This is a genomic window from Streptomyces dangxiongensis, from assembly GCF_003675325.1.
Classification (GTDB): domain Bacteria; phylum Actinomycetota; class Actinomycetes; order Streptomycetales; family Streptomycetaceae; genus Streptomyces; species Streptomyces dangxiongensis.
In genome coordinates this window covers 4,637,932-4,664,538 of sequence record NZ_CP033073.1, presented here as the reverse complement: position 1 = coordinate 4,664,538, position 26,607 = coordinate 4,637,932, and the positions used below count along the sequence as shown (strand labels likewise).

The 26,607-nt window shown below is 72.5% G+C and carries 17 protein-coding genes, 3 pseudogenes and 1 riboswitch; of the genes and pseudogenes, 3 read left to right on the top strand and 17 right to left on the bottom strand.

Features of this window, described 5'->3' with window-relative positions; genetic code table 11:
• Positions 1-24: 24 nt before the first annotated feature.
• From D9753_RS20990 to D9753_RS20925, 13 genes and pseudogenes are all read right to left on the bottom strand, one after another.
• The gene (locus tag D9753_RS20990) at positions 25-993 is read right to left on the bottom strand and encodes a Ppx/GppA phosphatase family protein (RefSeq protein WP_121788387.1); all 969 of its coding nucleotides are present in this window, start codon (positions 991-993) and stop codon (positions 25-27) included.
• On the bottom strand, positions 990-1,526 hold the full coding sequence (locus D9753_RS20985) for a DUF501 domain-containing protein (protein WP_121788386.1): 537 nt from the start codon (positions 1,524-1,526) through the stop codon (positions 990-992). Before D9753_RS20985 ends, D9753_RS20990 begins: the two co-directional genes overlap by 4 nt.
• Before the next feature lie 50 nt (positions 1,527-1,576).
• Positions 1,577-2,053, bottom strand: coding sequence for an FtsB family cell division protein (locus D9753_RS20980; protein ID WP_121788385.1), 477 nt, complete (start codon positions 2,051-2,053; stop codon positions 1,577-1,579).
• Positions 2,054-2,242: 189 nt separating this feature from the next.
• A complete protein-coding gene (eno, locus tag D9753_RS20975) occupies positions 2,243-3,532 on the bottom strand; it encodes a phosphopyruvate hydratase (RefSeq protein ID WP_121791202.1) in 1,290 nt (429 codons plus the stop codon).
• Positions 3,533-3,863: 331 nt separating this feature from the next.
• Positions 3,864-4,601: a LysM peptidoglycan-binding domain-containing protein gene (locus D9753_RS20970; RefSeq protein WP_121788384.1), complete on the bottom strand. Its 738-nt coding sequence runs from the start codon at positions 4,599-4,601 to the stop codon at positions 3,864-3,866.
• Positions 4,602-4,605: 4 nt separating this feature from the next.
• A riboswitch (cyclic di-AMP (ydaO/yuaA leader) is annotated at positions 4,606-4,783 on the bottom strand.
• A 182-nt stretch (positions 4,784-4,965) separates the two neighbouring features.
• Entirely contained in the window at positions 4,966-6,069 is a 1,104-nt protein-coding gene (locus D9753_RS20965) for a LysM peptidoglycan-binding domain-containing protein (protein WP_121788383.1), read from the bottom strand.
• A 164-nt stretch (positions 6,070-6,233) separates the two neighbouring features.
• On the bottom strand, positions 6,234-7,505 hold the full coding sequence (locus D9753_RS20960) for a cytochrome P450 family protein (protein WP_121788382.1): 1,272 nt from the start codon (positions 7,503-7,505) through the stop codon (positions 6,234-6,236).
• Between the two features lie 362 nt (positions 7,506-7,867).
• A pseudogene (locus D9753_RS20950) lies at positions 7,868-8,852 on the bottom strand (nucleoside triphosphate pyrophosphohydrolase).
• Positions 8,853-9,080: 228 nt separating this feature from the next.
• Entirely contained in the window at positions 9,081-9,731 is a 651-nt protein-coding gene (locus D9753_RS20945) for a SurA N-terminal domain-containing protein (protein ID WP_121788380.1), read from the bottom strand.
• 133 nt (positions 9,732-9,864) lie between these two features.
• A pseudogene (locus D9753_RS20940) lies at positions 9,865-10,071 on the bottom strand (glycoside hydrolase domain-containing protein); the annotation flags it as partial.
• 105 nt (positions 10,072-10,176) lie between these two features.
• The gene (locus tag D9753_RS20935) at positions 10,177-11,670 is read right to left on the bottom strand and encodes a serine/threonine-protein kinase (protein ID WP_276209464.1); all 1,494 of its coding nucleotides are present in this window, start codon (positions 11,668-11,670) and stop codon (positions 10,177-10,179) included.
• A gap of 38 nt (positions 11,671-11,708) precedes the next feature.
• Positions 11,709-12,401 (bottom strand): hypothetical protein, encoded by a 693-nt coding sequence (locus D9753_RS20930; RefSeq protein WP_121788378.1) that lies wholly within the window; start codon positions 12,399-12,401, stop codon positions 11,709-11,711.
• A gap of 161 nt (positions 12,402-12,562) precedes the next feature.
• On the bottom strand, positions 12,563-14,842 hold the full coding sequence (locus tag D9753_RS20925; protein WP_121788377.1) for an N-6 DNA methylase: 2,280 nt from the start codon (positions 14,840-14,842) through the stop codon (positions 12,563-12,565).
• 224 nt (positions 14,843-15,066) lie between these two features.
• On the opposite strand from D9753_RS20925, the gene D9753_RS20920 reads away from it, so the two are divergent.
• The gene (locus tag D9753_RS20920; protein WP_121788376.1) at positions 15,067-15,780 is read left to right on the top strand and encodes a hypothetical protein; all 714 of its coding nucleotides are present in this window, start codon (positions 15,067-15,069) and stop codon (positions 15,778-15,780) included.
• 87 nt (positions 15,781-15,867) lie between these two features.
• Here D9753_RS20920 and D9753_RS20915 read toward each other — a convergent pair whose 3' ends face one another.
• From D9753_RS20915 to D9753_RS20900, 4 genes are all read right to left on the bottom strand, one after another.
• A complete protein-coding gene (locus D9753_RS20915) occupies positions 15,868-16,584 on the bottom strand; it encodes an HNH endonuclease family protein (protein ID WP_121788375.1) in 717 nt (238 codons plus the stop codon).
• A 208-nt stretch (positions 16,585-16,792) separates the two neighbouring features.
• Positions 16,793-20,323: a transcription-repair coupling factor gene (gene mfd / locus D9753_RS20910; protein ID WP_121788374.1), complete on the bottom strand. Its 3,531-nt coding sequence runs from the start codon at positions 20,321-20,323 to the stop codon at positions 16,793-16,795.
• 354 nt (positions 20,324-20,677) lie between these two features.
• A complete protein-coding gene (locus D9753_RS20905; protein WP_121788373.1) occupies positions 20,678-23,257 on the bottom strand; it encodes an ABC transporter permease in 2,580 nt (859 codons plus the stop codon).
• A complete protein-coding gene (locus D9753_RS20900; protein ID WP_121788372.1) occupies positions 23,254-24,042 on the bottom strand; it encodes an ABC transporter ATP-binding protein in 789 nt (262 codons plus the stop codon). Before D9753_RS20900 ends, D9753_RS20905 begins: the two co-directional genes overlap by 4 nt.
• A 445-nt stretch (positions 24,043-24,487) precedes the next feature.
• On the opposite strand from D9753_RS20900, the gene D9753_RS20895 reads away from it, so the two are divergent.
• Complete coding sequence (locus D9753_RS20895) at positions 24,488-25,987, top strand: MFS transporter (RefSeq protein ID WP_121788371.1); 1,500 nt, start codon at positions 24,488-24,490, stop codon at positions 25,985-25,987.
• Positions 25,984-26,590 (top strand): annotated as a pseudogene (locus D9753_RS39705) (sodium:solute symporter family transporter); the annotation flags it as partial. The gene D9753_RS20895 and the pseudogene D9753_RS39705, both read left to right, overlap by 4 nt.
• Positions 26,591-26,607 lie beyond the last annotated feature (17 nt).

The window sequence follows — 26,607 nt, the reverse complement described above, 5'->3', positions numbered from 1 at the left end:
CTACCGTTCGGTAATGAAAGAGAGCTACGCCACCGACCACGCGATGCCGTCGAGGATGTCGTGCTCGCTCACCACGACCTCCTCGGCGCCGGTCCGCTCCATGATCGCGAGCAGGACGAGGGCGCCCGCGCCGATGACGTCGACCCGGCCCGGGTGCATGGACGGGATCGCGGCACGCTCGGCATGCGTGGCGCTCAGCAGCCACTCGGTGATCTCGCGGACGCGGTCGCGGGAGATCCGGGAGTGGTGGATGCGCGCGGAGTCGTACGCGGGCAGCTCCTGGGCGATCGCGGACACCGTCGTGACGGATCCGGCGAGGCCCACCAGGGTGCGCGCCTGGCGCAGCGGGACCGTCTGCTCCGCGAGGTCCAGGGCGGCCTCGATGTCGGCCCTCATGGCGGCGATCTGCCGCTCGGTGGGCGGGTCGGCGACCTGGCCGTCGTGCACCAGGTGCCGCTCGGTCATCCGCACGCAGCCGACGTCCACGGACCGCGCGGCGCGTACGCGGTCGTCGCCGACGACGAACTCGGTGGAGCCGCCGCCGATGTCCACCACCAGGTAGGGCCGGGGCAGGTCGTCGCGGCCCCGCAGTTCCCTCGTCGCTCCCGTGAAGGAGAACTCGGCCTCCTGGCCGCCGGTGATGACCTCCGGCTCGACCCCGAGGATGTCCACGACACCCCGGACGAAGTCCGCACGGTTCTCGGCGTCCCGGGAGGCGGAGGTGGCGACGAAGCGGACGCGCTCGGCGCCGTGCTCCCTGATGACGTCCGCGTACTCGCGGCACGCGGCGAAGGTGCGCTCCAGCGCCTCGGGGGCCAGCCGGCCGGTGCGGTCGACCCCCTGGCCGAGCCGCACGATCGTCATACGGCGGTCCAGTTCGGCCAGTTCGGCCGGTCCGCCCGCCGTGCCCGCGCCGGGGGCGCTGTCGGCGGCGTCGGCGACCAGCAGACGGATGGAGTTGGTGCCGCAGTCGATGGCGGCGACGCGGGTCACTTCCCGTCCCCCTCGGTGTCGTCGAGGGTCACGCAGGCGCCCTTGCGCCACCACTCCGGCAGCAACGCCAGGGCCTCGTCGCCGAGCGGGTTCACGCCCGGACCGGCGGCCAGGGAGTGGGCGACGAGCACGTGCAGGCACTTGACCCGGTCCGGCATGCCACCCGCGCTCGGGAAGCCCTGGAGGACCTCGATCTCGTCCCGGCGCCGGATGTAGTCCTCGTGCGCGGCCCGGTAGGCGGCGGCCAGTTCGGGGTCGCGCTGGAGCCGCTCGGTCATCTCCTTCATGACGCCGTTCGCCTCCAGCGTGCCGATGACGGAGGACGCCTTCGGGCACGTCAGGTAGTACAGCGTCGGGAAGGGGGTGCCGTCGGGCAGGCGCGGTGCCGTCTCCACGACGTCCGGCTGACCGCAGGGGCAGCGGTGCGCGATGGCCCTCAGGCCCCGCGGCGGGCGGCCCAGTTGCTGCTTGAAGGCCTCGACATCCGCGTCGGTGGGCTCGGTGCGCGGAGTGGGCGGCGGAGGGGTTTCCATGACTGCTTTCAGGGTGGCTTTCTCGTCGTTGTGCCGGTTCTGACGCCGGCTCACTGGTCGGAGGCGTCGGACTTGTCGACCCCGTCCCAGACGTTCGCGTACCAGGGCCGGTGGGCGGCCCGGAGGTCGGCGCGGGACTGCTTGGCGGCGCCCGGGTCGATGACGACGTACCCGGTCTCGCCGGGCCTCACATAGTGCAGCCGGCGGCGGATCTGCTGCTCGGCGTAGGCGTCGTCCTGCCAGCGGGCCTTGAGGTCGCGCAACTGTTCGACGCGCTCGCGGGCCTGCTGCTGCCGCCGCTGGACGTCGGCGATCTCCGCGCGCTGGGAGACGTACTGCCGCATCGGATAGGCGAGGGCGACGACCAGCGAGCACAGCACGAGCGCGAGCAGGGCCGCGCGTCCGGTGAGCCGGGAGCGGCGGGCCTGCCGTTTCGTCTGGGAGCGGTAGACCCGGGCCGCCGTCTGCTCACCCAGCAGCCGCAGCCTGGTCGCGGTGGAGAACCGGTCACGGTCCTTCACGGCCATTGTTTCCCGCCTCCCGTCACACGCGCGTACGTCCCCGGACACGGTACGGGACCGGGTACGGGGACGTACGTACGACTGGCTAGGACACGGCCCGGGCAGGCTCAGCCCCTGCTGTGCCTACCGGTTCGCGGAGCGCTGTGCCTACCGGTTCGCGGAGCGCTGTGCCTACCGGTTCGCGGAGCGCTGTGCCTACCGGTTCGCGGAGCGAAACCGGGGGAAGGCCGAGCGGCCCGCGTACACCGCGGCGTCGTCGAGGATCTCCTCGATGCGCAGTAGCTGGTTGTACTTGGCGACGCGCTCGGAGCGGGCCGGGGCACCGGTCTTGATCTGGCCGCAGTTGGTCGCGACGGCCAGGTCGGCGATGGTGACGTCCTCGGTCTCGCCGGAGCGGTGGGACATCATGCACTTGTAGCCGCTGCGCTGGGCCAGCTCGACGGCGTCGAGGGTCTCGGTCAGCGAGCCGATCTGGTTCACCTTGACGAGCAGGGCGTTGGCGGCGCCGTCCTCGATGCCCCGGGCGAGGCGCTCGGGGTTGGTGACGAACAGGTCGTCGCCGACTAGCTGGACCTTGTCGCCGAGCTGGGCGGTGATGGTCTTCCAGCCCTCCCAGTCGTCCTCGAACAGCGGGTCCTCGATGGAGACCAGCGGGTACGCCTCGACCAGCTCGGCGTAGTACTCGGTCATCTCCTGCGCGGAGCGGGTCTTGCCCTCGAAGACGTAGGAGCCGTCCTTGTAGAACTCGGAGGCGGCCACGTCGAGGGCCAGCGCGATCTGCTCGCCGGGGGTGTAACCGGCCTCCTTGATCGCCTCGAGGATGAGGTCGAGGGCCTCGCGGTTGGAGCCGAGGTTCGGGGCGAAGCCGCCCTCGTCGCCGAGGCCGGTGGACAGGCCCTTGTTCTTCAGGACCTTCTTCAGCGTGTGGTAGACCTCGGCACCCCAGCGCAGGGCCTCGGAGAAGGACTCCGCGCCGATCGGGGCGATCATGAACTCCTGGATGTCCACGTTGGAGTCGGCGTGCGAGCCGCCGTTCAGGATGTTCATCATCGGCACCGGCAGCAGGTGCGCGTTCGGGCCGCCCAGGTAGCGGAAGAGCGGCAGGTCGCTGGCCTCGGAGGCGGCGTGGGCGACGGCGAGCGAGACGCCGAGGATGGCGTTGGCGCCGAGGGAGCCCTTGTTGTCGGTGGCGTCCAGGTCGAACATGGCCTGGTCGATCAGGCGCTGCTCGGTGGCGTCGTAGCCGACCAGCTCCGGGCCGATCTGCTCGATCACGGCGAGGACGGCCTTCTCGACGCCCTTGCCCTGGTAGCGGTTCGGGTCACCGTCGCGCAGCTCGATGGCCTCGAAGGCGCCGGTCGAGGCGCCGGAGGGAACGGCGGCACGACCCGTGCTGCCGTCGTCGAGGCCGACCTCGACCTCGACCGTGGGGTTGCCTCGGGAGTCCAGGATTTCCCGGGCTACGACGACGTCGATGGACGGCACGAGCATCTCCTTCTTGGATGTGACGCTGGAAGTGCGGGGCTGTGTGCCTTACGGCTGTGCCTTGCGACTAGAGCCTAACCGTCCAGGGGCCGTCGGCCACCGACCGACCGTCCCGTGGACAAGGCGACCGTACTTTTGTTTCTTGTCGAAACAAAGAGCTTGGGGCAACGGGCTCCGCGAAAAGGGCCGCCGACAGCAGAAAGCCCCGCCCGGTGCGTACGGGGGAACACGCACCGGGCGGGGAGCCCGTGGGGACGGGGACCCCCTCACGAGGCGCTCGGCATGGGGGCCGGGCCGCGAGGGGGCTGCGGCTCCGTGCGGAGCCGGGGTGTCACTTCAGGTGCAGCTGCTGACCTGGGTAGATGAGGTTGGCGTCCTCGACGACGTCCTTGTTCAGCTCGAACAGCTTCGCCCAGCCGCCCCGCACGTGCTGCGCGGTGGCGATGGAGCTGAGCGTGTCGCCGGTGACGACCTTGTACTCGCCGTCGCCCTTCTTGACCGTCTTGCCGGTCGGGGTGGTGACGGTCTTGCTCTTGTTCTGACTCGGGCTCGGGGTCTGGCTCGCGGACGCGGCCGGGCGCTCGGCGGAGCGGGAGGCGGCCTGCTGGTCGGCGGAGCGGGTGGTGGTGCCGGCCGAGCCCGAGGTGCTGGTGCCGGCCGAGTCCGAAGTGGTGGTCGGGGCGGAACCGCCGGAGGACGCGCCCGACAGGCCCGTGCCGCAGACCGGCCAGGCACCCTTGCCCTGCGCGGCCAGCACCTTTTCGGCCACGGCGATCTGCTGCGCCTTGCCGGCCTTGTCGGCGGTGGCGGCGTACTGCGTGCCGCCGTACGCGGCCCAGGTGGAGGCGGAGAACTGAAGGCCGCCGTAGTAGCCGTTGCCGGTGTTGATGGACCAGTTGCCACCGGACTCGCACTGGGCGACGGCGTCCCACTCGGAGGAGGTGGCGGCGGAGGCGGTGCCGGTCGCCATCAGCGGGGCGGCGACGGCGGCGCCGGTGACACCGGCGAGCGTGATGGCGCGAACGGCCTTGGACGGACGACGGTGCTTGCCCTTGGCGGAAAACAGCATGAATCTATCCCCTCACCGACGCCTGCGAGGTGAGCTGTCGGGTTCGGGCCGGTTGAGTTGCCCGGCCGCACCCTCGCTGTGTGCGAGGTGCGGCTTCACCCCCAGCCGGTGCCAGCCTCTTCAACTGCTGGTCCCGGCACTTACCTTGGGTCCCCCGCTCCTGCCTGCGGCGCTTGACGCGACGACTGTTCCCGGGCAACCGCTGGCAGGATTCGGCGTTGCGACTGCCGGGGCTCGTGGTGACGAGCGATCTCGACCGTAGACACGTGATCCACGGAATTTCAAAGACGATCAGGGCTTCTGAGACTCATCCCACACTTTCGCCAAAACGGACATCAAGCGCCAAATGAGGCGTCAATTTCCCCTATTCGGCGCCCGTTTCGTCCCCGACTTCGAGGGTCTGACCGGCAGTGATGCGGTTCGGGTCGGTGCCGATGGCCTTCTTGTTGCCGGCATAGAGCACCCGCCATCCTCCGTCGACCTCAAGGGAGTCGGCGATGGAGGCCAGGGAGTCGCCCGCGCGGATCGTGTAGGTGTCCGACTCCCGGGTGGCGTGCCGGCCGGACAGTGCGGGACTTTGACCGTTTGTCGCACTTTCGTCCGCACTCGTGCCGCGATGACGCCCGGCCGCGCCGAGGCTGCCGGTGTCGACCAGGCTCCAGGAACCGGCGGCCTGCTGGGGATTGTCCTGATTGCCGGCATCCGGGGTTGCCGTGGGCGAGCCGTCCACCCCCTGTGAGGCTCCGGCTCCGATGTCCGACGGGGCGGACTTGTCGGACTTGGGAGTGTCGGTCCCGGTGGAACCGGTGGTCCTGCCCGCGCCCTTGCCCGGCTTCGCGCTCGGCGTGGTGGCCGTGCCCGAGGAGGAACCGGCGCCGGAGCCGGAGCCGGTGTCCGAACCGGTACCGGTGGAGGACGGCGAATCCGGCGAACCGGACGTGCCGGAAGTACCGGAACCGTCGGAGGTGCCGGTCGAGCCGGTCGTGCCGGTCGAGTCCGACGTGCCGGACGAGCCCCCGGTGTCATCGGTGCCACCGGTGTCACCCGACCCTCCGGAGCCGCCGACGCCCGTGTCGACGTCCACCGAGCCCGAGTTCGAGGTCAGCCCGGACAGCAGGGCGCAGGTGGCCCACGGTGTGGTGCCCTTGGTGGCGAGGATCTTCTCGGCGACGGCGATCTGCTGGGAGCGGCTGGCCTGGTCGGCGCTGGCCGCGTACTGGGTGCCGCCGTACTTGGCCCAGTCGTCCTGCGAGATCTGGAGGCCGCCGAAGTACCCGTTGCCGGTGTCCGCGCTCCAGGAGCCGCCGCTCTCGCATTCGGCGACCTTGTCCCAAGTGGTGCCGTCGGCCGCGTGGGCGCCCGCCGCGCCGAGGAGCGGAATGGCGATGGCGGAACCGGTCACGCCGGCCGCGACGAGGAGGGCCGGAGCCTGACGGGGGCGACGGTGTCGGCCGTTCCCGGAGAGCATGCAGGAGCCTTTCGAGCGACAGCAGGACCGGCACGGCGAACGGTGCCCGCCGCGCTGAGGGGTGAACGTATCGGCAGACGATCGCTTGTCACAAGTTAATGCCGCACAGATCACGTGAAGATCACAGAGTTGAACGTCCGTCATTTCCCGTGCGACGGCGGCCCTCAGGCGGTGGGCGTGAACTCCACAGGCAGGGTGCGCAGGCCACGCATGATGAGCCCGCCGCGCCAGCGCAGCTCGGCCGGGTCCGCGGCTAGACGCAGGTCGGGCAGGCGGGTGAGCAGGGTGGCGAGCGCGGTCTGACCCTCCAGCCGGGCGAGCGGCGCGCCGAGGCAGTAGTGGATGCCGTGGCCGTAGCCGAGGTGCTGGTTGTCGCGGCGGGCGAGGTCGAGCACGTCCGGGCCGTCGAACCGCTCCGGGTCCCGGTCGGCCGCGGCGAGGACGACGAGCACCGGATCGCCCGGCGCGATGTCCTGCCCGCCGACGGTGAGCGGCTCGGTCGCGAACCGCCAGGTGGCCAGCTCCACCGGGCCGTCGTAGCGGAGCAGTTCCTCCACGCCGGTCTCCAGCAGGTCCCCTTCCCCGCGCACCAGGGACTCCTGGAGCAGCCGGCGCTGCCCGGGGTGGGTGAGCAGGGCGTAGGTGCCGTTGCCGATGAGGTTGACCGTCGTCTCGAAGCCGGCGAACAGCAGGATGAAGGCCATCGCGGCGGCCTCGTTCTCGGTGAGGTGCTCGCCGTGGTCGGAGGCGCGGATCAGGCCGGAGATCAGGTCCTCGCCGGGCGCCGCTTCGGCGGGCAGCGCCGCGCGCTTGCGGTGGATCAGCTCGGCGAGATAGCCGCGCATCTTCTTCACCGACCGGGCGACCCCGCCCCGGGGCCCGCCGCCGTGCCGGATCATCATGCCCGCCCAGTCCCGGAAGTCGTCCTGGTCCTCGCGCGGAACGCCGAGCAGGTCGCAGATGGCGTAGATGGGCAGCGGGAAGGCGAAGTCGTGGATGAGGTCGGCGGATCCCGTCGTCGCGAACCGGTCGATGAGGTGGTCGGTCAGCTCCTGCACCCGGGGTGCGAACTCGGCGACCCGGCGCGGTGTGAACGCCTTGCTGACCAGTCTGCGCAGCCGGGTGTGGTCCGGGGGATCGATGTTCAGCAGGTGCGTCATCAGTTCGGCCTTGCGCTCGCCCGGGATGCCGGTCTTGCCCCTGGCGTGCGCGGGCTCGTCGTGATGCGCCGGGTTCTTGCTCAGCCGCTGGTCGGCCAGGGCCTGCCGGGCATCGGCGTACCGGGTGACGAGCCAGGCCTCGACCCCGCTCGGCAACCGCGTGCGGTGCACGGGGGCGTGCTCGCGCAGCCAGGCGTAGGCGGGGTAGGGGTCGGTGGCGAACTCCCATGTGAAGAGGGCGGGCGCCGGGCCGTCGGGGCGGAGCTGGTCGGTCACTCCCCGACGGTATCCGGCTCGCCGGGGGGCGCGCGGCGGGGTGTCGGGCAAGCGCTTGCGGATCGGCCGTGTGTGCCGCGCGGCGCACGCAGCTCCGGGCTCCTGCCCCGCCCGCTCCCCCGCCGGTACCTCCCCGTACCGGCCGCCGCCTCCGGGCCGGCGCCATCACGGCCGGCGTCACTGGGACGGCGTCACTGGGCCGCCGCCAGTGCGGGCGGCGTCATCGCGGACGGCGTCACCGGGGCCGACGCCGTCATGGCCGGGCGTCACCGGGACGGCGTCACCGGGGCCCACGCCATCTCGGACGGCGTCATCGCGGACGGGTGTCACCGGGCCCGCACCCGCCCCCTGTAGCGAGGGTGCTAGGCGGACAGACCCTCGGCGGTCCGTATCGCGTCCCGGTACACCCGCGCCGCCGCCCGCAGCGCCGCCTCGGGGTCGATGCCGGCCGCCTCCGCACGGACCGCCAGCGCCAGCAGTTCGTACCCGATGCCCTCGCCGCGCGGCAGGGGTACGTCCAGGTCCGCCGTGCGGGTGCGGGAGGCGAGCTTCGCGGCGAGGGCCAGGCCGGGCTGGCCGAGGGGCACGCCGTCCGTGACCGAGGCACGCCGCTTCTCCTCGGCCTTGGTGCGCCGCCAGTGTTCCTTGACGTCCTCCGGGGTCTCGGCCGTCTCGTCGCCGAAGACGTGCGGGTGCCGGTGGACGAGCTTGGCGACGATGCCGCCGGCGACGTCGTCGACGGAGAACGGCGCGTCCGGGTGCTCCTCGGCGATCCGGGAGTGGAAGACGACCTGGAGCAGGACGTCGCCCAGCTCTTCGCGCATTTCCTCGCGGTCGCCGGCCTCGATCGCCTCGACCAGTTCGTACGCCTCCTCTATGCCGTACTTCGCCAGGCCCTCGTGGGTCTGCCGGGAGGACCACGGGCACTGCGCGCGGATGCGGTCCATGACCTGGACCAGGTCCAGGAGGCGGGCGCCGGGCAGGTCGTAGGAGGCGGGCAGCAGCTCCAGGTCCGGCATGGCGGTCCGGCCGGTGCCGGCCAGCCGGGGCCAGGCCGTCGGTGAGGGCGGGCTCCCCCTCACCGGTGGCCACGACCACCACCGTCCGTCCGCCGGCGCAGGCGTCGACCAGCTCCTGCGCGGTGGGCGACGTCTGCGCCACCGCTATCCCCGCCTCCCGCAGATACGGCAACTGCGGATGCTCGCCGTCCGCGCACAGCACGGCGTCGGCGGCGCGCAGCGCCTGCCAGGCGGGCCAGGACAGCAGGCCGGGGGCGACCCGATGGCTGGTGGTGAGCAGGACGACACGGCCGGGGGCGGCAGCGGTTTCGCGGCTGGTTTCGTTCACGATCCGAACGTAACCCACGGCGCGATGGAACGGATTGCGTTGTCCACAGGGCCGAGGAGTCCTGTGATCGTATGACCGGTCGACTTGGCGCTGAGGCCCGCTTGTACCGTGGCCGGCCTGGCGCCACGTTCGCCTGTGCCGTGGCCGGCCTGCGCCCGGGTCGGCCTGTGCGCCGTGCCCGCCCTACGCCGTGGCGTCCTACCCCGTGGCGTCCTACCCCATGGCGTCCTACGCCGTGCCCGGCTGTCCGTCCGCCGTCGTGACCTCACGGACCCACGGCGTCCGGGCGTCCACGCGGCTGCTCTTCTGCACGTCCCAGGTGCCGTAGCGCGGGTTGAGGTCGACGTGAAGTTCCCGGGACGCCGCGGACAGGGCCTTCCAGAACGCCGGCTGGCTGGTGTCGGTACCCAGCTTCGCGGCGAGCTTCTGCGCCTCCAACTGGAGGCGCAGGTTGTCGTCGAGGCGTTCCGGGGCGATGCCGTACTTCTGGAGCCAGGCCGTCTCCAGGCCCTTGGCGCCGCCGGTCTGCTGCTCCAGACCCGCACGCATCTGCTGGATCTCCTTGCGGGTGACCGTGACGCCCTCGTCCCGGGCGGCGCGGTGCAGCACCCGGTCGAGGACCATGTTGTGCAGGGTGTCGCGGGTGAGGCTGCTGGTGGAGGAGACGACCTGCTGGTACTGGGCGTCGTCCGCCACCGCGGCCCGTTGCGCCTCGCGGACCTCGTCGACCCGGTTCTCGAGCTGGGCGACGGTGATCCGCCCGCCGCCGACGACAGCCGCGGCGCCCGGGTGCGCGTCGTTTCCGCAGGCGGTCAGCAGGGGTGCCGCGGCGGCGATCGCGGCGGTGAGGACGAGCGCGGTGCGACGGCGGCGGTGCAAGGAAACCTCCAGGGGAGATTGCAATGACTTGCGATGATCGATGGTAGGCAGTGGGCAGGCTGCGGCCAACCCATTCGACCAACGATTCACACGCCCTTCGGGCACCGCCGCCCGCCACGGTCCTGCCGCCGGGTCAGCCGGCGAGGGCCACCGGCGCGTCCCACGCGTCCCGGTCGACGGTCAGCGTGACGCCGCCGTGCGACTCCTTGCTGTTGACCAGGTACTGGTGGGCGCGGCTGTGCCGGGTGAACCGGGTGGCGCCCCACGGCCGGTCCGCGGTCGTCGTGTTCAGCTTGTCCCGGGGCGCGTACCCGAGGTCGCCCGGCAGGTCGTTCCGGTCCTTCACCCAGGAGGCGATGAGGTTGGGCTGGGCACAGCCGCGGGTCTGCCGTCGGGAAACCCGCGCCCCCGGAGTGCGCGACCGACACCCAGGGAACGGCAGAATCTACCCGCGCACCTGCCCCAGCCACTGCAGGGTCCGCCGGACCTCCACGGCCGTGGGGTGGCCGGGGCCGTGCAGCCGCTCCACGTCCATCAGCAGCCGCGCGAGCGTGTCGTGGGCGGCCGGCCGGTCGCCGAGGGCGAGCAGCAGATGGCCGATGCGCCGGCGCACCTCGTGCGCGAGCCCCGGGTCCCCGGACACGTACTGGTTCTCGTAGTAGGGCAGCAGCGCGCGGTACTCGGCGAGCGCCGCGGCCGGTTCGCCTAGCTGTTCCAGGCACTGCGCGGCCTCGTAGCGGTAGCGCAGGGACTGCGGGTCGGCCTGGCCGGCCTCGGCGGCGCGTTCATCGGCGAGCCGGCGCAGTTCGGGCAGCGCGCGCCGGTACTGGCCGTCGTCCATGAGCGTGGCCGCGTACTGCTTGCGCAGCGTGCGTACGACCGGGGAGTGCTCGCCGTGCTGTTGCGCGGCGGCCGGCAGGATCGCGCCCAGGATGTCGACGGCCTGCGTGATACGGCCCTCCCCCAGCAGCCGTTTGACGTCGTCGACGGCGGCGGCCACGTCGGGTTTCCCGGCCACCGGAGGCGTCGGCGTGACGGGGGCGGGCTGCGGCGCGGGGGTCCGCGCGCGATCCGGCCAGGGGGCGTGCGGGCGCAGGAAGGGGCGGGTGGGATCCAGCGGCGCGCCGGTGGGCATCCCGCGCGCGGGCAGGAGCGGCGCCAGCTCCTCGTACACCTCCTGCGCGGACGCGGGCCGGTGCTGCGGGTCCTTCGCGAGCAGCCGCAGCACCAGGGCTTCCAGCGCCTCGGGGACCTCGGGGCGTATCCGGCGCACCGGCAGCGGAGGCTCGTACAGGTGCCGGTGCAGCACGCCGAGCGCCGTGGACCCGGCGAACGGCACGTCACCGCTGAGCAGTTCGTGCAACAGCACACCCAGCGCGTACAGGTCGGTGTACGGGCCGACCGCGCCGCCCATCGCCTGTTCGGGCGCCATGTAGGCGGGCGAGCCGATCGGGGAGCCGGTGTGGGTGAGGCGCGTGGTGTCGGTGTCCATGACCGAGGCCACGCCCAGGTCCAGGACGGTGACCGTGCCGTCCTGCTGCACCATCACGTTGCGCGGCTTGAGGTCGCGGTGCACGATCGGCACGGCGTGCACGGCGCTCAGCACGGCGCACAACTGCGCGGCCACCGCGACCGCCCACTGCCACGGGTACGGGTCGTGCTCGGCGAGGTGGTCGGAGAGGTCGGCGCCGTCGACGTACTGCATGACGAGGAACAGCTCCTCGCCCTCGGTGCCCGCGTCGTGCACCGTCACCAGTCCGGGGTGGGCCACCTGCGCGGTCACCCGGCACTCGCGCAGGAAGCGCCGGCGCAGCTCGTCCGCCTCCTGGCCCGCCACCTTGTCGGGCCGCAGCAGCTTCACCGCCACGCGCCGGTCCAGCCGCTGGTCGTACGCCGTCCAGACCTGGCCCATGCCGCCCTGGCCGATGAGCGTCGACAGCTCGTAACGGTCCGCGACGACACGTCCGGTCGCCACGCTCACCGGCCGTCCTCATGGCCGTCGTGCCGGCGGAGGTAGTCGCTCAGCTCGTCCAGCTCGGCCCGCACCTGGTCGATCCGGGCGGGCGCGGGACGCTGCGGCGGCGCGGGGGCCAGGCTCGGGGGCACGGGCGTGTGCGGTACCGGGGGCGGGGTGTGCGTGTGCGGGGCGGTCGGGTGCGCGGGGCCCGTGGGCGTGTGGGCCGGGCGCGTGGGCGCCGTGGGTGTTGCCGCCGTCGGCAGGGTCGGTATGGTCGCCGCGGTGTACGGCGTCGCGGCGGCCGGGTAACCGTACGCCGGGGCCTGCTGCGGCGCCCGGTACGCCTGCTGCCGCGCCCCGTAGGCCTGCTGCCGCACCATGAAGTGGCGGATGTCCGCGGCCAGGTAGTACGCCGTCGTGGCCACGAGCGTGCCGAGCAGCAGCAGGATGCCCGTATAGCCGCCGGCCGTGTGGATGTCGTCGCCCGGCTCGGCCGCCAGCAGCGCGGTGCTGAGGATGTCGGCCGCCAGCGCCGCCACGAACAGCCCCCAGTCCAGCGGCCGGCGGGTCACGGCCGCCAGCCGGAGGAGCATCGCCCACGCCAGGAAGCCGATGGTGAGGAACCCGAGCGCCACGAACAGCACACGCAGGAGAACCAGCCACGCGGTGTGCGGCGGCTGCTTCACCGGCTGTCCGTAGCCGTGGCCTTGCATGGCTGCTCCTGATGCCTGAAGTGGGCGTGCGCGCCCGGCCGGCATCCTCCGCGGGGCGGACGGACACCGGTCGTGCGCATGTCGCGTCGAGCATATGGCCCGGCAGGGACAACCGGTCCGGGTTGTACCGAACCGTTGTCCGACGGCCGCCCGCCCCGGAATCAGCCGGGCGCGACCGTGCCGTCGGTGAGACCGTCGTACATCCCGCGCACGAGCTGCTCCCCGAGCCGGCTCGCGTGGCGCAGGGCCCGCTCGAACTCGTCGAGTGCGCGGAACCGCGCGCCGTAACGCCGCTGTTCCTCCAGCGGGAGCCGGGGCAACTGCAACCGGCGCACGTCGAGCCGGGTCGCGGTGGAGGCGTAGCTGCTGGCCTGGCGGTTGTTGGCCGTACCGCGCAGGAAGCCCGCGAGGAACCAGGGGTCGAGCGCCGTGCGGTCGGGGCGCAGGAGCACGAGGTTGCGCCCCAGGGCGGCACCCGCTGTCCCCTCGTCGATCACCCGCGCCACCGAGCCCCCGCCCAGCACCGGTACGACGATGTCACCGGCCTCGGTCAGCACGGCGTCCTCCTCGCTCTCCGGGAGCGTGCCCGAGGGCCCCGTCCCGGCGAGGACGTCGTGGTCGGTGAGGACGGGCACGCGCGCGTGGCCGCCGTTCCCGCCCGTACGCAGCACCAGCGCGCCCCCGCGCGCCAGTTCACCGATCGTGGTGGTCGGACGGCGCGCGGCCGGCACCGGGTCGGTGGGGGCCGGGGTGAGGCCGGCGGTCAGGCGCAGGGTCTCGCCGAGCCGTTCGCGCACCTCGGCGAGCTGCGCGGCACCGTCGGCCACCGCCGGCGGCGGCAGATGACGGGCGGGGGCCAGGTCCACGTCGTCGCCGAGGAGCGCGATCACCGGCACGGAACGGGCGAGCCCCGGCCGCTCCGCCAGCCGGCCGGCCCGCCCGAACGCACGCCAGACGTCCAGGACGGCCTCCCGTACCGCCGCCCGGTCCGGCCCGCCGCGCCCCTCGGCGGCGAACCTCCCGGTGTCCACGAGCAGCACCTCCGGCGCCGCCGGCGTACGGTCCGGCCGGCGCAGCACCCACAGGTGCAGCGGGATGTTGTACGGCGGTGCGGCACCGACCGGCAGCGCGACCACGGCCCTGAGCGCGCCCCGGCGCAGCAGGTCGGCGCGGATCCGGCGCCCGGAACGGCGGGAGGCGGCGGCCGGCGGCATCAGCAGGACGGCGGTGCCGCCGTCGGTCAGCCGGGCCAGCGCGTGCTGGACCCAGGCCAGCTCCGACTCGGTGCGCGCCGGGAAGCCGTACTCCCAGCGGGGGTCGTAGGCGAGTTCGTCGTGCCCCCAGTTGCGCTCGTTGAACGGCGGATGGCACAGGACCGCGTCCGCGCGCAGCTCCGGGTGGGCGTCCGCGCGCAGGCTGTCACCCACGGCACCGCGTACGGCGGCCCTTGAGTGCAGCGCGAGCCGCAGTGCGCTGAGCGCGGCGAGGTCGGGAGCGCTGTCCTGGGCGTACAGCTCCTGGCCGGGGCGCGTGTCCACGGCGCGCAGCAGGGCGCCGGTGCCGCAGGCCGGGTCCAGGACGGTACGGGCCGGGCCGGCGAGGTCCGCCATGAGGCCGGCGAGTTCGGCCGGGGTGAGCGTGTACTGGCGGGGGTTGGCGTCCAGGTGCCGCCCCAGCAGGAACTCGAACGCCTGCCGCGCCCCCACCTCGGCGGCCAGCTCGGCGGCACCGCGCAGGAGGGGGACGGAGGGGAGGAGTTGGGGGCCGGTGGGGGTGCGGATGGCGGGGGCGGTGGGGACGGAGTTTGCGGCGTGGGCGGCAGGGGTTGGGCCGTGAACGGCTGGGGTGCTGTGAACCGTTGGTGAGGGGTTCACGCGTGTCGGGGTCGGCGCGAGGTTCGCGGGCGGCGGCATCGGTGCGAAGCTCACAGGCGGCGCGGCCGGTGAGGCGTTCACGGGCTGCGCCGACGGTGCCGGGTTCACAGCGGGGCGCGCCGACGCGGTGTTCACACCCTCGGCACCCGGCCCGGCGCCCCTGCCGACGCTCATGGTGCCGAAGCGCGGTGCCAGCACCTGCTCCAGTGCGCCCGGCAGCATCGCGGCCAGCCGCGCGTCGGAACCGGCGCTCGCGTCGAGCCAGACCGTGGGGCGTTCGTGGATCAGCAGCAGCGCGCAGCCGGCGTGCACCAGGGCCGTCAGCGGGCCCTCGGGGTGGCCGGCGAGCTGCTGCCAGACCCGCTCCCGCAGCGGGACCTCGGCCAGTTTCCCCTGTGCGCGAAGCCAGGACTCGACCTCGGCGAGCGCGAAGGACGGGCTGGTCTCGGTGCCGCCGACCGGTTTGGGGAAGTCGGCGTGCCGGCGGCGCCAGTTGCTCACGGCGGCACGGCCCACTCCGGCGAGCCGTGCGATACCGGCTGCGGTCACCTCTGTCGCGTCCTGCACGGCTGCCGCTCCCCTCGTCCCGTGTGTGCATCGAGCATACCGACGTACACATGATCCAGAGCTTCACGATGTGTACACAAGAGTATTCATGCATCGTGTTGACTCGGTTCACAAGCTTTGATCTTATTGGCCTCGCGGACGAGCGGTCACTCCGCCTCCGTGGCTCTTCGCCACCCCCCACCCCCGTTCCACCCCCGTTCCAGCCACCGTTCTGAAGGACTGTCATGCGTCTCTCGTCCCGTGTCGTCACCCTGCTCGCGGTCGCGACCCTTCCCCTGGCCCTGTCCGCCTGCTCCTCCGACTCTTCCTCCGACACCACGAGCGCCAAGCCGGCCAAGGCGAAGAACCCCAACGCCGGTCTGCTCACCGGTACGCAGCTCAAGGGTGTGCTGGCGCCCGCGTCGGCCTTCCCGGCCGGGTTCACGGCCGAGGCCGACGGCGCCTCGGACAGCGGCAGCGACTTCGTCGCCGCGTCCGCCAGGAGCACGGCGAAGCCGGACTGCACCCGGCTGGAGGGCACGTCGTGGATACAGGTGTCCGGTTTCAAGGGCGGTGCGTCCTTCGCGCAGAACGACTACGTGAACCAGGACAAGACCGAGGAAGTGGCCCAGGAGGTCGACGCGTTCCAGGGCGCTACGGCGAAGACGGTCATGAAGAGCCTGCGGTCCGTGGCCACCGAGTGCGCCTCCTTCACGGACACCGACGCGCACGCCAAGGTGAAGGTCGCCGGGCAGTCGACGACGGGGCTCGGCGACGAGGCGTACACGATGACGCTGACGAGCGGCGCCTGGGAGAACGGCACCACGCTCATCGCGGCTCGTTCCGGCAACGCCGTGGTCACCGTGCTGTCGACGGCGGGCGGCGACAACGGTTCCGCGATCGCGAAGAAGCTGACGACCCAGGTCCTGGGGTCGCTGAAGGGCAAGACGGGCGCGTGATCAACGGCATCGGCGGCCGGGCTCCACGGGGGCGCCCGGCCGCCGGGCCGGTCAGCGGGCCGGCCAGCAGGCCGGTCAGCAGGCCGGTCAGCGGGCGCGGAAGCGGTCCGGTGCGCTGGTCGGGTTGCCGCCGGTGGGGAGCTTCTGGTCGGGGCAGGTGGCGAGCACCTTGCGCATCGCGGACTTCTCGGCGGCGGTCACCCACAGGCCGTACTTCTTCTTGACGGCGACCTGGGCGGCGACGTAGGTGCAGCGGTAGGCCTTGTCGGGGGGAAGCCAGGTGGCCGCGTCGCCGTCCCCCTTGCCGCGGTTGGTGCTCGCGTCGACCGCGAGAAGGTTGAGGGGGTCGTTGGCCAGGGCGATGCGCTTGCCGGGGTCCCAGTACTTGGCGCCCTTCTGCCAGGCGTCCGAGAGGGCCACGACGTGGTCGATGTCGACCTGGCTGCGACCGCGCCGGTAAGTGATCTCCTTGCCGGAGTAGGGGTCGGACGCCAGCAGCCCGTACGAGACCTTGCAGTCGCCGCCGGTGAACCTGACCTTCTCCAGGTCGCGTTTGAGTATGTCGTCGCGCGTGTCGCAGGAGTTGGAGTCGGTGTCCGCCCAGGCGGTGCCGAACCGCTCCCGGGAGTAACCGGTCTTCGGCGCACGCCCCTTGACGGCCAGTGAGCCGGCGGCGGCCATGGCCGGGCCCCCGCCCGCGGTCCGCTGCGGTCCGCCGGACCCCTTCGTCTGCTCCACCTTGCAGCCGGTCACGGCGACCATCATGGCCACGGCGATGACCGCCCCGCCCCTCAGACGCGTCACGGTGCGCCCCCTCGCTCGCCCTGAACCGCCCTCCGGGTACGGGCGGATCGTTCCGCCCCCAACGGTAACGTCCCTTCGGCGCCCATCAGATGGGGCACAAAGGGGCGATTACCGGGCAAGCAGGGCTTTACGGGGGGGGCGGTCGGCGCCGTGGCGGGGAGAGCGGGGACCAGCCCCACAGCCGCTCCGCGCCCGCGCCCCCCGTCGGTCAGTTGAGGACCGAGGTGAGGAACTCACCTACCCAGCCCAGCAGTTCGCGGCCGACCACCGGCTTGCCGCCCACCTTGGCGGTCTTGGGGCGCGGGACCAGGATCTGGTGGGCGGTGGGCTTGATGACCGTGCCGGGGTAGAGCCGCTTGAGCCGCAGTTCCTGCGATTCGCGCAGCTCCACCGGCGCGAAGCGGATGTTGGTGCCCTGGAGGACGATCTCGCCGACGCCGCTCGCGCGCGCGAGCATGCGCAGGGCGGCCACCAGCAGCAGGTTCTCCACCGGCTCGGGCAGCTTGCCGTAGCGGTCGGTGAGTTCCTCGCGGACGGCCTTGATGTCCTCCTCGCTGTTGGCGGAGGCGATGGCCCGGTACGCCTGGAGGCGCAGCCGCTCGCCGGGGGCGTAGTCGTGCGGGACGTGGGCGTCGACGGGCAGTTCGATCTTGACCTCGAGCGGCGGCTCCTCCTCGGCCCCGCCGGTCTCCAACTGCCGCCGGTAGTCGGCGACGGCCTCGCCGACCATGCGGACGTACAGATCGAAGCCGACGCCCGCGATGTGCCCGGACTGTTCGCCGCCGAGCAGGTTGCCGGCGCCGCGGATCTCCAGATCCTTCATCGCGACGTACATGCCGGCGCCCATCTCCGTGTGCTGGGCGATCGTCGCGAGCCGCTCGTGGGCGGTCTCCGTCAGCGGCTTCTCCGGCGGGTACAGGAAGTAGGCGTAGCCGCGATCGCGGCCCCGGCCGACCCGGCCGCGCAGTTGGTGCAACTGGGACAGGCCGAAGGTGTCGCCGCGTTCCACGATCAGGGTGTTGGCGTTGGAGATGTCGATGCCGGATTCGACGATCGTGGTGGAGACGAGGACGTCGAACCGCTTCTCCCAGAAGTCGACGACGACCTGCTCCAGGGCCGCCTCGGACATCTGGCCGTGGGCGATGGCGATGCGGGCCTCGGGGACGATCTCCCGCAGCTTCGCCGCCGCGCGGTCGATGGACTCGACCCGGTTGTGGATGTAGAAGACCTGGCCCTCGCGCAGCAGTTCGCGGCGGATGGCGGCGCCGATCTGCCTCTCCTCGTACGGCCCGACGAAGGTGAGCACCGGGTGGCGCTCCTCCGGCGGGGTGGTGATCGTGGACATCTCGCGGATGCCGGTGACCGCCATCTCCAGGGTGCGGGGGATGGGCGTGGCGGACATGGTCAGCACGTCGACGTTGGCGCGGAGCTTCTTGAGCTGCTCCTTGTGCTCGACGCCGAAGCGCTGCTCCTCGTCGACGATGACGAGGCCGAGGTCCTTGAACTTGGTCTCGGAGGAGAACAGGCGGTGGGTGCCGATGACGACGTCCACGGTGCCGTCCTTCAGGGCTTCCAGGACGGCCTTGGCCTCGGTGTCGGTCTGGAAGCGGGAGAGCGCCCGCACGTTGACCGGGAACTGCCCGTACCGCTCGGAGAACGTGCCGAAGTGCTGCTGCACCAGCAGGGTCGTGGGCACCAGGACGGCGACCTGCTTGCCGTCCTGTACGGCCTTGAAGGCGGCCCGTACGGCGATCTCGGTCTTGCCGTAGCCGACGTCGCCGCAGACCAGGCGGTCCATGGGGACCGACTTCTCCATGTCCTCCTTGACCTCGGCGATGGTGGTGAGCTGGTCGGGGGTCTCGGCGTAGGGGAAGGCGTCCTCCAGCTCGCGCTGCCACGGGGTGTCGGTGCCGAAGGCGTGGCCGGGGGCGGCCATGCGCGCGCTGTACAGCTTGATCAGGTCGGCCGCGATCTCCTTGACGGCCTTCTTCGCGCGCGCCTTGGTCTTCGTCCAGTCGGCGCCGCCCAGTCGGTGCAGGGTGGGCGCCTCGCCGCCGACGTACTTGGTGATCTGTTCCAACTGGTCGGTCGGGATGTACAGCCGGTCGCCGGGCTGGCCGCGTTTGGCGGGCGCGTACTCGACGACCAGGTACTCGCGGGTGGCGCCCTGCACGGTGCGCTGCACCATCTCGATGTAGCGGCCGACGCCGTGCTGTTCGTGGACGATGTAGTCGCCCGGTTCCAGGCTGAGCGGGTCGATGGTCTTGCGGCGGCGGGCCGGCATGCGGGCGCCGTCGCGGCTCGCGGTGCGCTGGCCGGACAGGTCGGTCTCGGTGAGCACGGCGAGCTTGAGCGCCGGATCGACGAAGCCGTACTCGACCGAGCCGCAGGAGACGTGCACGACGGAGGGGCTGAGCGTGCCGAGGTCGGAGTCCAGGCGGGCGGCGATGCCCTCGCCGCCGAGCACCTCGACGGTGCGGGCGGCCGGGCCGTGGCCCTCGGTGATGAACACCGTGCGCCAGCCGTCGGCGAGCCAGCCCTTGGTGTCGGCGAGGGCCCGCGCCGTGTCGCCGCGGTAGGTCTCGGGGGCGTGCATGCCGAGCTTGAGGGTGTCGGCGTCCGGTTCCAGGTCGGCCGCGAACGGGGACACCGACCACCACATCATGTCCAGCTCGCGCGCGCGGTCGCGTACGTCGGCGATGGACCACAGGGAGGCGGCGCCGACGTCGATCGGGGCCTCGCCGCCGCCCGCGGTGGCCGCCCAGGAGGCCAGGAGGAACTCCTGGGAGGTCGCCACGAGGTCGGCGGCGCGGGTGCGGACCCGCTCGGGGTCGCAGACGACGGCCATGGCGCCCTCGGGCAGCACGTCGAGGAGCAGTTCCATCTCGTCCACCAGGACCGGGGCCAGGGACTCCATGCCCTCCACCGCGATGCCCTCGGCGATCTTGCCGAGCAGTTCGCCCAGCTCGGGGTGTTCCTCGGCGAGGGCGCGCGCCCGCGTGCGGACCTCGTCGGTGAGGAGCAGCTCGCGGCACGGGGGCGCCCACAGGCCGTGCTCGGCGACTTCGAGGGAGCGTTGGTCGGCGACCTTGAAGTAGCGGATCTCCTCGATGTCGTCGCCCCAGAACTCGACGCGCAGGGGGTGTTCCTCGGTGGGCGGGAACACGTCGAGGATGCCGCCGCGCACGGCGAACTCGCCGCGCTTCTCGACCAGCTCCACGCGCGCGTAGGCGGCGGCCGCGAGGGCTTCGACGGTCTGGTTCAGGTCGGCGGTCCGGCCGGTCCTCAGGGACACCGGCTCCAGGTCGCCGAGGCCCTTGACCTGCGGCTGGAGCACGGAGCGTACGGGTGCGACGACGACGGAGACGGGGCCGGCCCCGGGGTCGTCGGTGCTGGGGTGGGCGAGGCGCCGCAGGACGGCGAGGCGGCGGCCCACGGTGTCGCTGCGGGGGCTGAGCCGCTCGTGCGGGAGGGTCTCCCAGGAGGGGTACTCCACGACGCCGTCGGGAGGCAGCAGCGAGCGCAGGGCCGCGGCGAGGTCCTCGGCCTCGCGGCCGGTCGCCGTCACGGCCAGCACCGGCCGGCCGGTCTCGCGGGCCAGGGCGGCGAGGGCGAAGGGGCGGGCCGCCGGGGGGCCGACGAGGTCGACGTGCTTGCGGTTGCCGTCCGCTGCCGCGCCGATCGCTTCCGCGAGGGCGGGGTCCTTGACGACGGCGTCGAGCAGACCGTGCAGGCTCATGGAGGGGGCTTTCCGTCCGGGTCGTGGGGGCAACGCGAAGAGCCCGACGCTTGGAGCGGCCGGGGGTGTCCAGCGTACGACGCCTCGCCCGACGGTGCGGGAGCTGTGGACAACCACCGGGGCCGCGGCTGTGGACAACCACCGGGCACACGGCTGTGGACGCCCCCTGGGAACACGGCTGTGGACGACGCCCGCTTTTGACGACCGCCGTCGTCCGGCGTCCCGCGCGGTGGCGGAGAGGAGCCGGTGCCGACTCGGGGAAACCCGGTGCCGGTGGCGCCCGAAGGCGTCCCGGCACCGGGTTCTTCCCCCGCAACCCCCGTGTGCGGTGGCGGTCGGCGCGGTGCGGTGCGGCTAGTCCGTCGCGATGGCGTTCAGGACGTTCAGCCGGCCCGCCCGGAACGCCGGGACGAGCGCGGCGAAGAGGCCCACGAACGCGGAGCCCACGAAGACCGCGATGATCGTCGGCCAGGGGATGTCCAGGACGGTCAGACCCTCCAGGGCGAGGAGTTCGTGGGCGGTGGCGCCCCAGCCCATGCCCAGGCCGAGGCCCAGGAGCGCCCCGAAGACGGCGATGACCACGGACTCCAGGCGGATCATGCGGCGCAACTGGCGGCGGGAGAGGCCGATGGCCCGCATGAGGCCGATCTCCCGGGTCCGCTCGACCACCGACAGGGCCAGGGTGTTCACCACGCCCAGGACGGCGACGATGATCGCGAGGGCGAGCAGGCCGTAGATCATGTTCAGGAGCTGGCCGATCTGGTCCTTCAGCTCCTGCTTGTAGTCGGTCTGGTCGCGCACGGTGTACTGCGGGAACTCGTGCAGGGCCGACTTCAGCGCCCGGTAGGCGGTCTTCTCCTGGCCGTCCTTGGCCGTGGCGAGGACCGACTGGTCCAGCGGCATCCGGTCGGCGGGCACGTACCGCGCGGCGGTGGCGATGGACGCGTACATCGCGCCCTTGTCGATGACGGCGTCGTCGCTGGTGATCGCGCGGACGGTGAGTTCCGCCGTCCTGCCGCCCTTGAAGTGGACGGCGACGGTGGAGCCCAGCCTGACGCCGTGGTCCTTGGCGAAGCCCTCGAAGACGGACATCGAGTCGGGTGCGTAGGCGTCGGCGAGCCGGCCGGCCACGGTCTTGGTGCGCACGTCGCGCGCGTAGGCCGGGTCGGCGGCGTTGACCGTCTTCCTGCTGGTGGTGCGGCCGTCGGGGGTGGTCAGGGAGGCGTCCAGCACCTTGTACTCGGTGACCCGCGCGAGGCCGGGTGCGCGCTTGACGGCTTCGACGGCCGGCGCGTCGATGACCTGGCCCTGGTCCTCCTCGACGATGAAGTCCGCGCCCACGGTCCTGTCGAGCTGGTCGGTGGCGGAGGCCACCACGGAGGAGCCGACCACCGACAGGCAGGCCACGAGGGCGAGGCCGATCATCAGGGCGGCGCCGGTGGCGCCGGTGCGGCGCGGGTTGCGCAGGGCGTTGCGTTCGGCCATCCGGCCGACGGGCCCGAAGACCCGCAGGACGGCCACGCCGAGGACGCGGACCAGACCGGCGGCGAGCAGCGGGCCGATGACGACGAACCCGATCAGGGTGAGCACCACGCCGAGGCCGAGCCAGACCGACCCGGTCGTGGCGCGGTCGGCGGTGGCGGCGGTGGACAGGCTCCAGGCGCCGGCGGCGGTGAGGAGCAGGCCGATGCCGGCCCGGACGGCGCCGGCCCTGGCGTCGGTGGGGGCGCCCGCGTCGCGCAGGGCGGCCATCGGGGAGACCTTGCCGGCGCGCCGGGCGGGGAGGTAGGCGGCGAGCACGGTGACGACCACGCCGAGCAGCAGGCCGATCGCCGGGGTGGTCCAGGCGACCGTCAGGTCGTCGGTGGACAGGTGCATGTCCATCTGGCCCATGAGTTTCATCAGGCCGACGGCGAGGCCGATGCCCGCGCCGACACCGAGCACGGAGCCGATCACGCCGAGCAGCAGCCCCTCGACCAGCACCGACCGGTTGACCTGCTTGCGGGAGGAGCCGATGGCGCGCATCAGGCCGATCTCCCGGGTGCGCTGGGCGACCAGCATGGAGAAGGTGTTGATGATCAGGAAGATGCCGACCAGGAAGGCGATCCCGGCGAAGCCGAGCATCGCGTACTTCATGACGTTCAGGAAGCTCCCGACGCTCTTCCGGTTGGCGTCGGCGACCTCCTTGGCGGTCCGCACCTTGTAGGTGTGCCCGAGGGCGGCGGTGACGTTCTTCTTCAGCCGCGCGTCCGTCACGCCCTTGGCGGCGGTGACGTTGACGTCGGTGTAGACGCCGGTCCGGCCGACGATGACCTGCTGGGCGGTCCGGGTGTCCAGGTAGAAGAGGGCCGCGCCGGGGTTGGTGACCCGGAAGGCGGCGATGCCGGACAAGCGCGCGTGGTGCGTGCCCACGGCCGTGATCACGCCGATCTCGTCACCGAGACGCAGGTGGTGCTTGCCCGCGGTGTCGGCGTCGACCATCACCTGGTTCGGGCCCTTGGGCGCCGTACCGGAGGTGATGTCCATCGTGCGGGCGTCGTTGCGGTTCCAGCCGCCGACGATGGTGGGCGCGCCGCTGCTCGGTGACAGTTTGTCCTTGCCGGCGTCCACGACGGTCGCCGTGGTGGAGAACACCGTGCCCTCGGCGGACTCGACGCCCCGGGTGCCGCGGACCCGGCCGAGCACGGAGGCCGGCATGACGGGCGGCTTGCCGGTGCGGGAGACGGTCTGCCCGTTGTCGGAGGAGCCGTCGGCGCTGACCGTGACGTCCGAGGCGGTCGCCTGGAACAGCTTGTCGAAGGTGGTGTTCATCGTGTCGGTGAACACCAGGGTGCCGCACACGAAGCCCACGGACAGCAGGACGGCGACCGCCGACAGCGCCATGCGTCCCTTGTGCGCGAAGAAGTTGCGCATCGACGTCTTCAGGACGGTCATGACGTGCGCCCCCGGGCGTCGAAGTCCTTCATGCGGTCCAGGACCTGGTCGGCCGTCGGGTGGTGCATCTCGTCGACGATGCGGCCGTCGGCGAGGTAGAGCACGCGGTCGGCGTAGGAGGCGGCCACGGGGTCGTGGGTGACCATCACGATGGTCTGCCCGAGTTCGTCCACGGAGCGGCGCAGGAAGCCCAGGACCTCCGCTCCCGCGCGCGAGTCGAGGTTCCCGGTCGGCTCGTCCCCGAAGATGACCTCCGGGCGGGCGGCGAGCGCGCGGGCCACGGCGACGCGCTGCTGCTGGCCGCCGGAGAGCTGGGTCGGCCGGTGCTTGAGCCGTCCGGCGAGCCCGACGGTCTCCACCACCCGGTCCAGCCAGGCCCGGTCGGGCTTGCGGCCGGCGATGTCCATGGGGAGCGTGATGTTCTCGATCGCGTTCAGCGTCGGCAGCAGGTTGAACGCCTGGAAGATGAAGCCGATCCGGTCCCGGCGGAGCTGGGTGAGCTTCTTGTCCTTCAGCCCGGTGATCTCGGTCTCGTCCAGGTGGATGTGACCGCTGGTCACCGTGTCGAGGCCGGCGAGGCAGTGCATCAGGGTGGACTTGCCGGACCCGGAGGGGCCCATGATCGCGGTGAACCGGCCGCGGTCGATGTCCACGTCGACATGGTCGAGGGCGACGACGCGGGTCTCGCCGGACCCGTACGCCTTCACGACCTGTCGCGCCCGTGCGGCAACGGCCGTACGCCCTCCAGTGCCCCCGTGCCTGGGAATGGTCACAGCCGATGTCACGGTATGTCTCCTATGTCATGGACAGGTCGGTGCGAAGCCCCGGTGTGCCGGGCGGCCGTCCTGGATACGTCGTCGAGTCTCGCGGCCGACGGGGGTGGCGCGCGCTGGTGCGGAGCCCCGTCTTTCCGGGGGGTGAACCCCACCCCCGCCGGTACGGTCCGCCACCCCCCAGCGGCGTTGAAACCAGGTTAGGGACTCCCCCCGGCCGGCCTCGTCCTCCGCCGGGACGACCCCTCCCCGAGCCGTGATACGGAGATACCCCTAGGGGTGCTCCACCGCCGGGTGGAGCCGTTTCCGGGGTCGCCTCCACCCTTCGGTGCGGGAGGCCTCCACCCTTGTGCCGCGTCAGGGCCGGTGTCCCGCCCGCCGTGGGAGGCTGTCGTCCGGGCGACAGGTGCAGGGGGCACGGAACGCCGCCCGGCAGGGCTGACGGGAGGGGAATGCGGTGGGGAGCACGACACCGGCGATACGCGGCGGGGCCGCGCGACAGTTCAACACCGGCCGACGGGGTGCGGTGGTCGCCGCCCTGATGCTGGCGATGGCACTGGCGGCGCTCGACTCCACCATCGTCGCCACGGCCGTACCGCAGATCGTCGGCGACCTGGGCGGGTTCTCCGTCTTCTCGTGGCTGTTCTCCGGCTATCTGCTCGCCGTCACCGTCACGCTGCCCGTCTACGGCAAACTGTCCGACACCTTCGGCCGCAAGCCGGTGCTGGTGGTGGGCGCGGCCGTGTTCCTGCTGGGTTCGCTGCTGTGCGCGGCGGCCTGGAACATGGCGGCGCTGATCGCGTTCCGGATCGTGCAGGGCCTGGGCGGCGGGGCGTTGCAGGGCACGGTGCAGACCCTGGCCGCCGACCTGTATCCGCTGGCGGAACGCCCGAAGATCCAGTCCAGGCTGTCCACGGTGTGGGCGGTGGCCGCGGTGGCCGGCCCCGGGCTGGGCGGGGTGCTCGCCGCGTACACCGACTGGCGCTGGATCTTCCTGGTCAACCTGCCGATCGGCACCGCCGCGCTGTGGCTGATCGTCCGTCACCTGCACGAACCCGAACGGCGGCACCCGCGCCACGCGCGCGTGGACTGGGCCGGCGCGCTGGCGGTGTTCGCGTGCGGCGGGGTGCTGCTGACCGCGCTGGTGCAGGGCGGGGTGGCCTGGCCGTGGCTGTCGGCACCGTCCCTGGCCCTGTTCGCCACCGGCCTCGCCCTGGTCGGCGTGGTGGTCGCGGTGGAACGGCGGGCCGCGGAGCCGGTCATCCCGGGGTGGGTGTGGCGGCGCCGGACGATCGCGGCCGTCAATCTGGCGCTCGGCGCGCTGGGGCTGCTGATGGTGGCACCGGCGGTGTTCCTGCCGACGTACGCGCAGTCGGTGCTCGGGCTCGCGCCGGTGGCCGCGGGGTTCGTGCTGTCGGTATGGACGCTGAGCTGGCCGGTGACGGCCGCGCTCAGCCAGCACGTCTACCGCAGGATCGGCTTCCGGGACACCGCGCTGCTCGGCATCGGCCTGGCCGCGCTGATCCTGTCCGCGTTCCCCTTCCTGCCGTACCCCGGGTCCTGGTGGCAGCCGACGCTGCTGATGCTGCTGCTCGGCGGGGCGCTCGGACTGTTCCAGCTACCGCTGATCGTCGGGGTGCAGTCGACGGTGGGCTGGTCGGAGCGGGGCACCACGACCGCGTCGGTGCTCTTCTGCCGGCAGACCGGGCAGACCGTGGGCGCGTCCCTGTTCGGCGCCGTCGCCAACGGCGTGCTGGCCGCGCGGCTGGGCGGCGCGGGCGACCTGGACTCCGTCACACGCGCGCTGCGCGCCGGTACGGCCCCGGAGACCACCCGGCGGGCGATCGCGGAGGCGGTGCACGCGGTGTACCTCGGCGCGGCGGCAGCGGCGGCACTGGCGTTCGTCCTCCTGCTGCTGGTGGCGCCACGCCGGTTCCCGGTGCTCGACGAGGAGTGAACGGCGCGGAGACCTTCCTGTTCACCCTGGTCACCGCCGCGATCTTCCTGACCCTGCTCGCCTCGGTGGCCGGGATGATCCTCGCCTGCGCCAACTCCCTCGCCCACGACGTGTTCGCGGCCCGGGTGCAGGAGATGCCGGCCCGCCGCGAGATGACCCTGGCGCGCGTCTCGGCGCTCGCCATCGGCGCGCCGACGATCCTGCTGGCCACCCTGGTGCAGCACCACAGCCTCCAGCCCCTGGTGACGCTCTCGTTCTGCCTGGGCGCCTCCGCGCTCGCCCCCGCCCTGGTCTACGGCCCTCTTCTGGCGCCGCTACACCCGCGCCGGGCTGCTCGGCGCGCTGATCGGGGACTCCCTGCCCGTGCTGCTGCTCATGCCGGGCACCGAGCTGGTCTCCGGATCGCTCACCGCGGCGTTCCCGCACGCCCACTTCGCCTGGTTCCCGTTCACCACCACCGGCCCCGTCTCCATCCCGGCCGGCTTCCTCTTCGGCTGGCTGGGCACGGTGCTGTCCGGCCGCGCGGGGGCGGAACGGCAGCGGCACCGGTACGAGGCGGTGGAGGCCCGGATCCTGGCGGGCGCGGTACGGGAGGAGGACTGACGACGCGTGCGCCGCAC

Bases quoted from the DNA above. Each gene is read 5' to 3' on its own strand.
- D9753_RS20985 (WP_121788386.1), bottom strand. From the start codon at position 1,526: ATGGAAACCCCTCCGCCGCCCACTCCGCGCACCGAGCCCACCGACGCG.
- D9753_RS20980 (WP_121788385.1), bottom strand. From the start codon at position 2,053: ATGGCCGTGAAGGACCGTGACCGGTTCTCCACCGCGACCAGGCTGCGG.
- D9753_RS20970 (WP_121788384.1), bottom strand. From the start codon at position 4,601: ATGCTGTTTTCCGCCAAGGGCAAGCACCGTCGTCCGTCCAAGGCCGTT.
- D9753_RS20965 (WP_121788383.1), bottom strand. From the start codon at position 6,069: ATGCTCTCCGGGAACGGCCGACACCGTCGCCCCCGTCAGGCTCCGGCC.
- D9753_RS20930 (WP_121788378.1), bottom strand. From the start codon at position 12,401: ATGCAAGGCCACGGCTACGGACAGCCGGTGAAGCAGCCGCCGCACACC.
- D9753_RS20920 (WP_121788376.1), top strand. From the start codon at position 15,067: ATGCGTCTCTCGTCCCGTGTCGTCACCCTGCTCGCGGTCGCGACCCTT.
- mfd (WP_121788374.1), bottom strand. From the start codon at position 20,323: ATGAGCCTGCACGGTCTGCTCGACGCCGTCGTCAAGGACCCCGCCCTC.
- D9753_RS20905 (WP_121788373.1), bottom strand. From the start codon at position 23,257: ATGACCGTCCTGAAGACGTCGATGCGCAACTTCTTCGCGCACAAGGGA.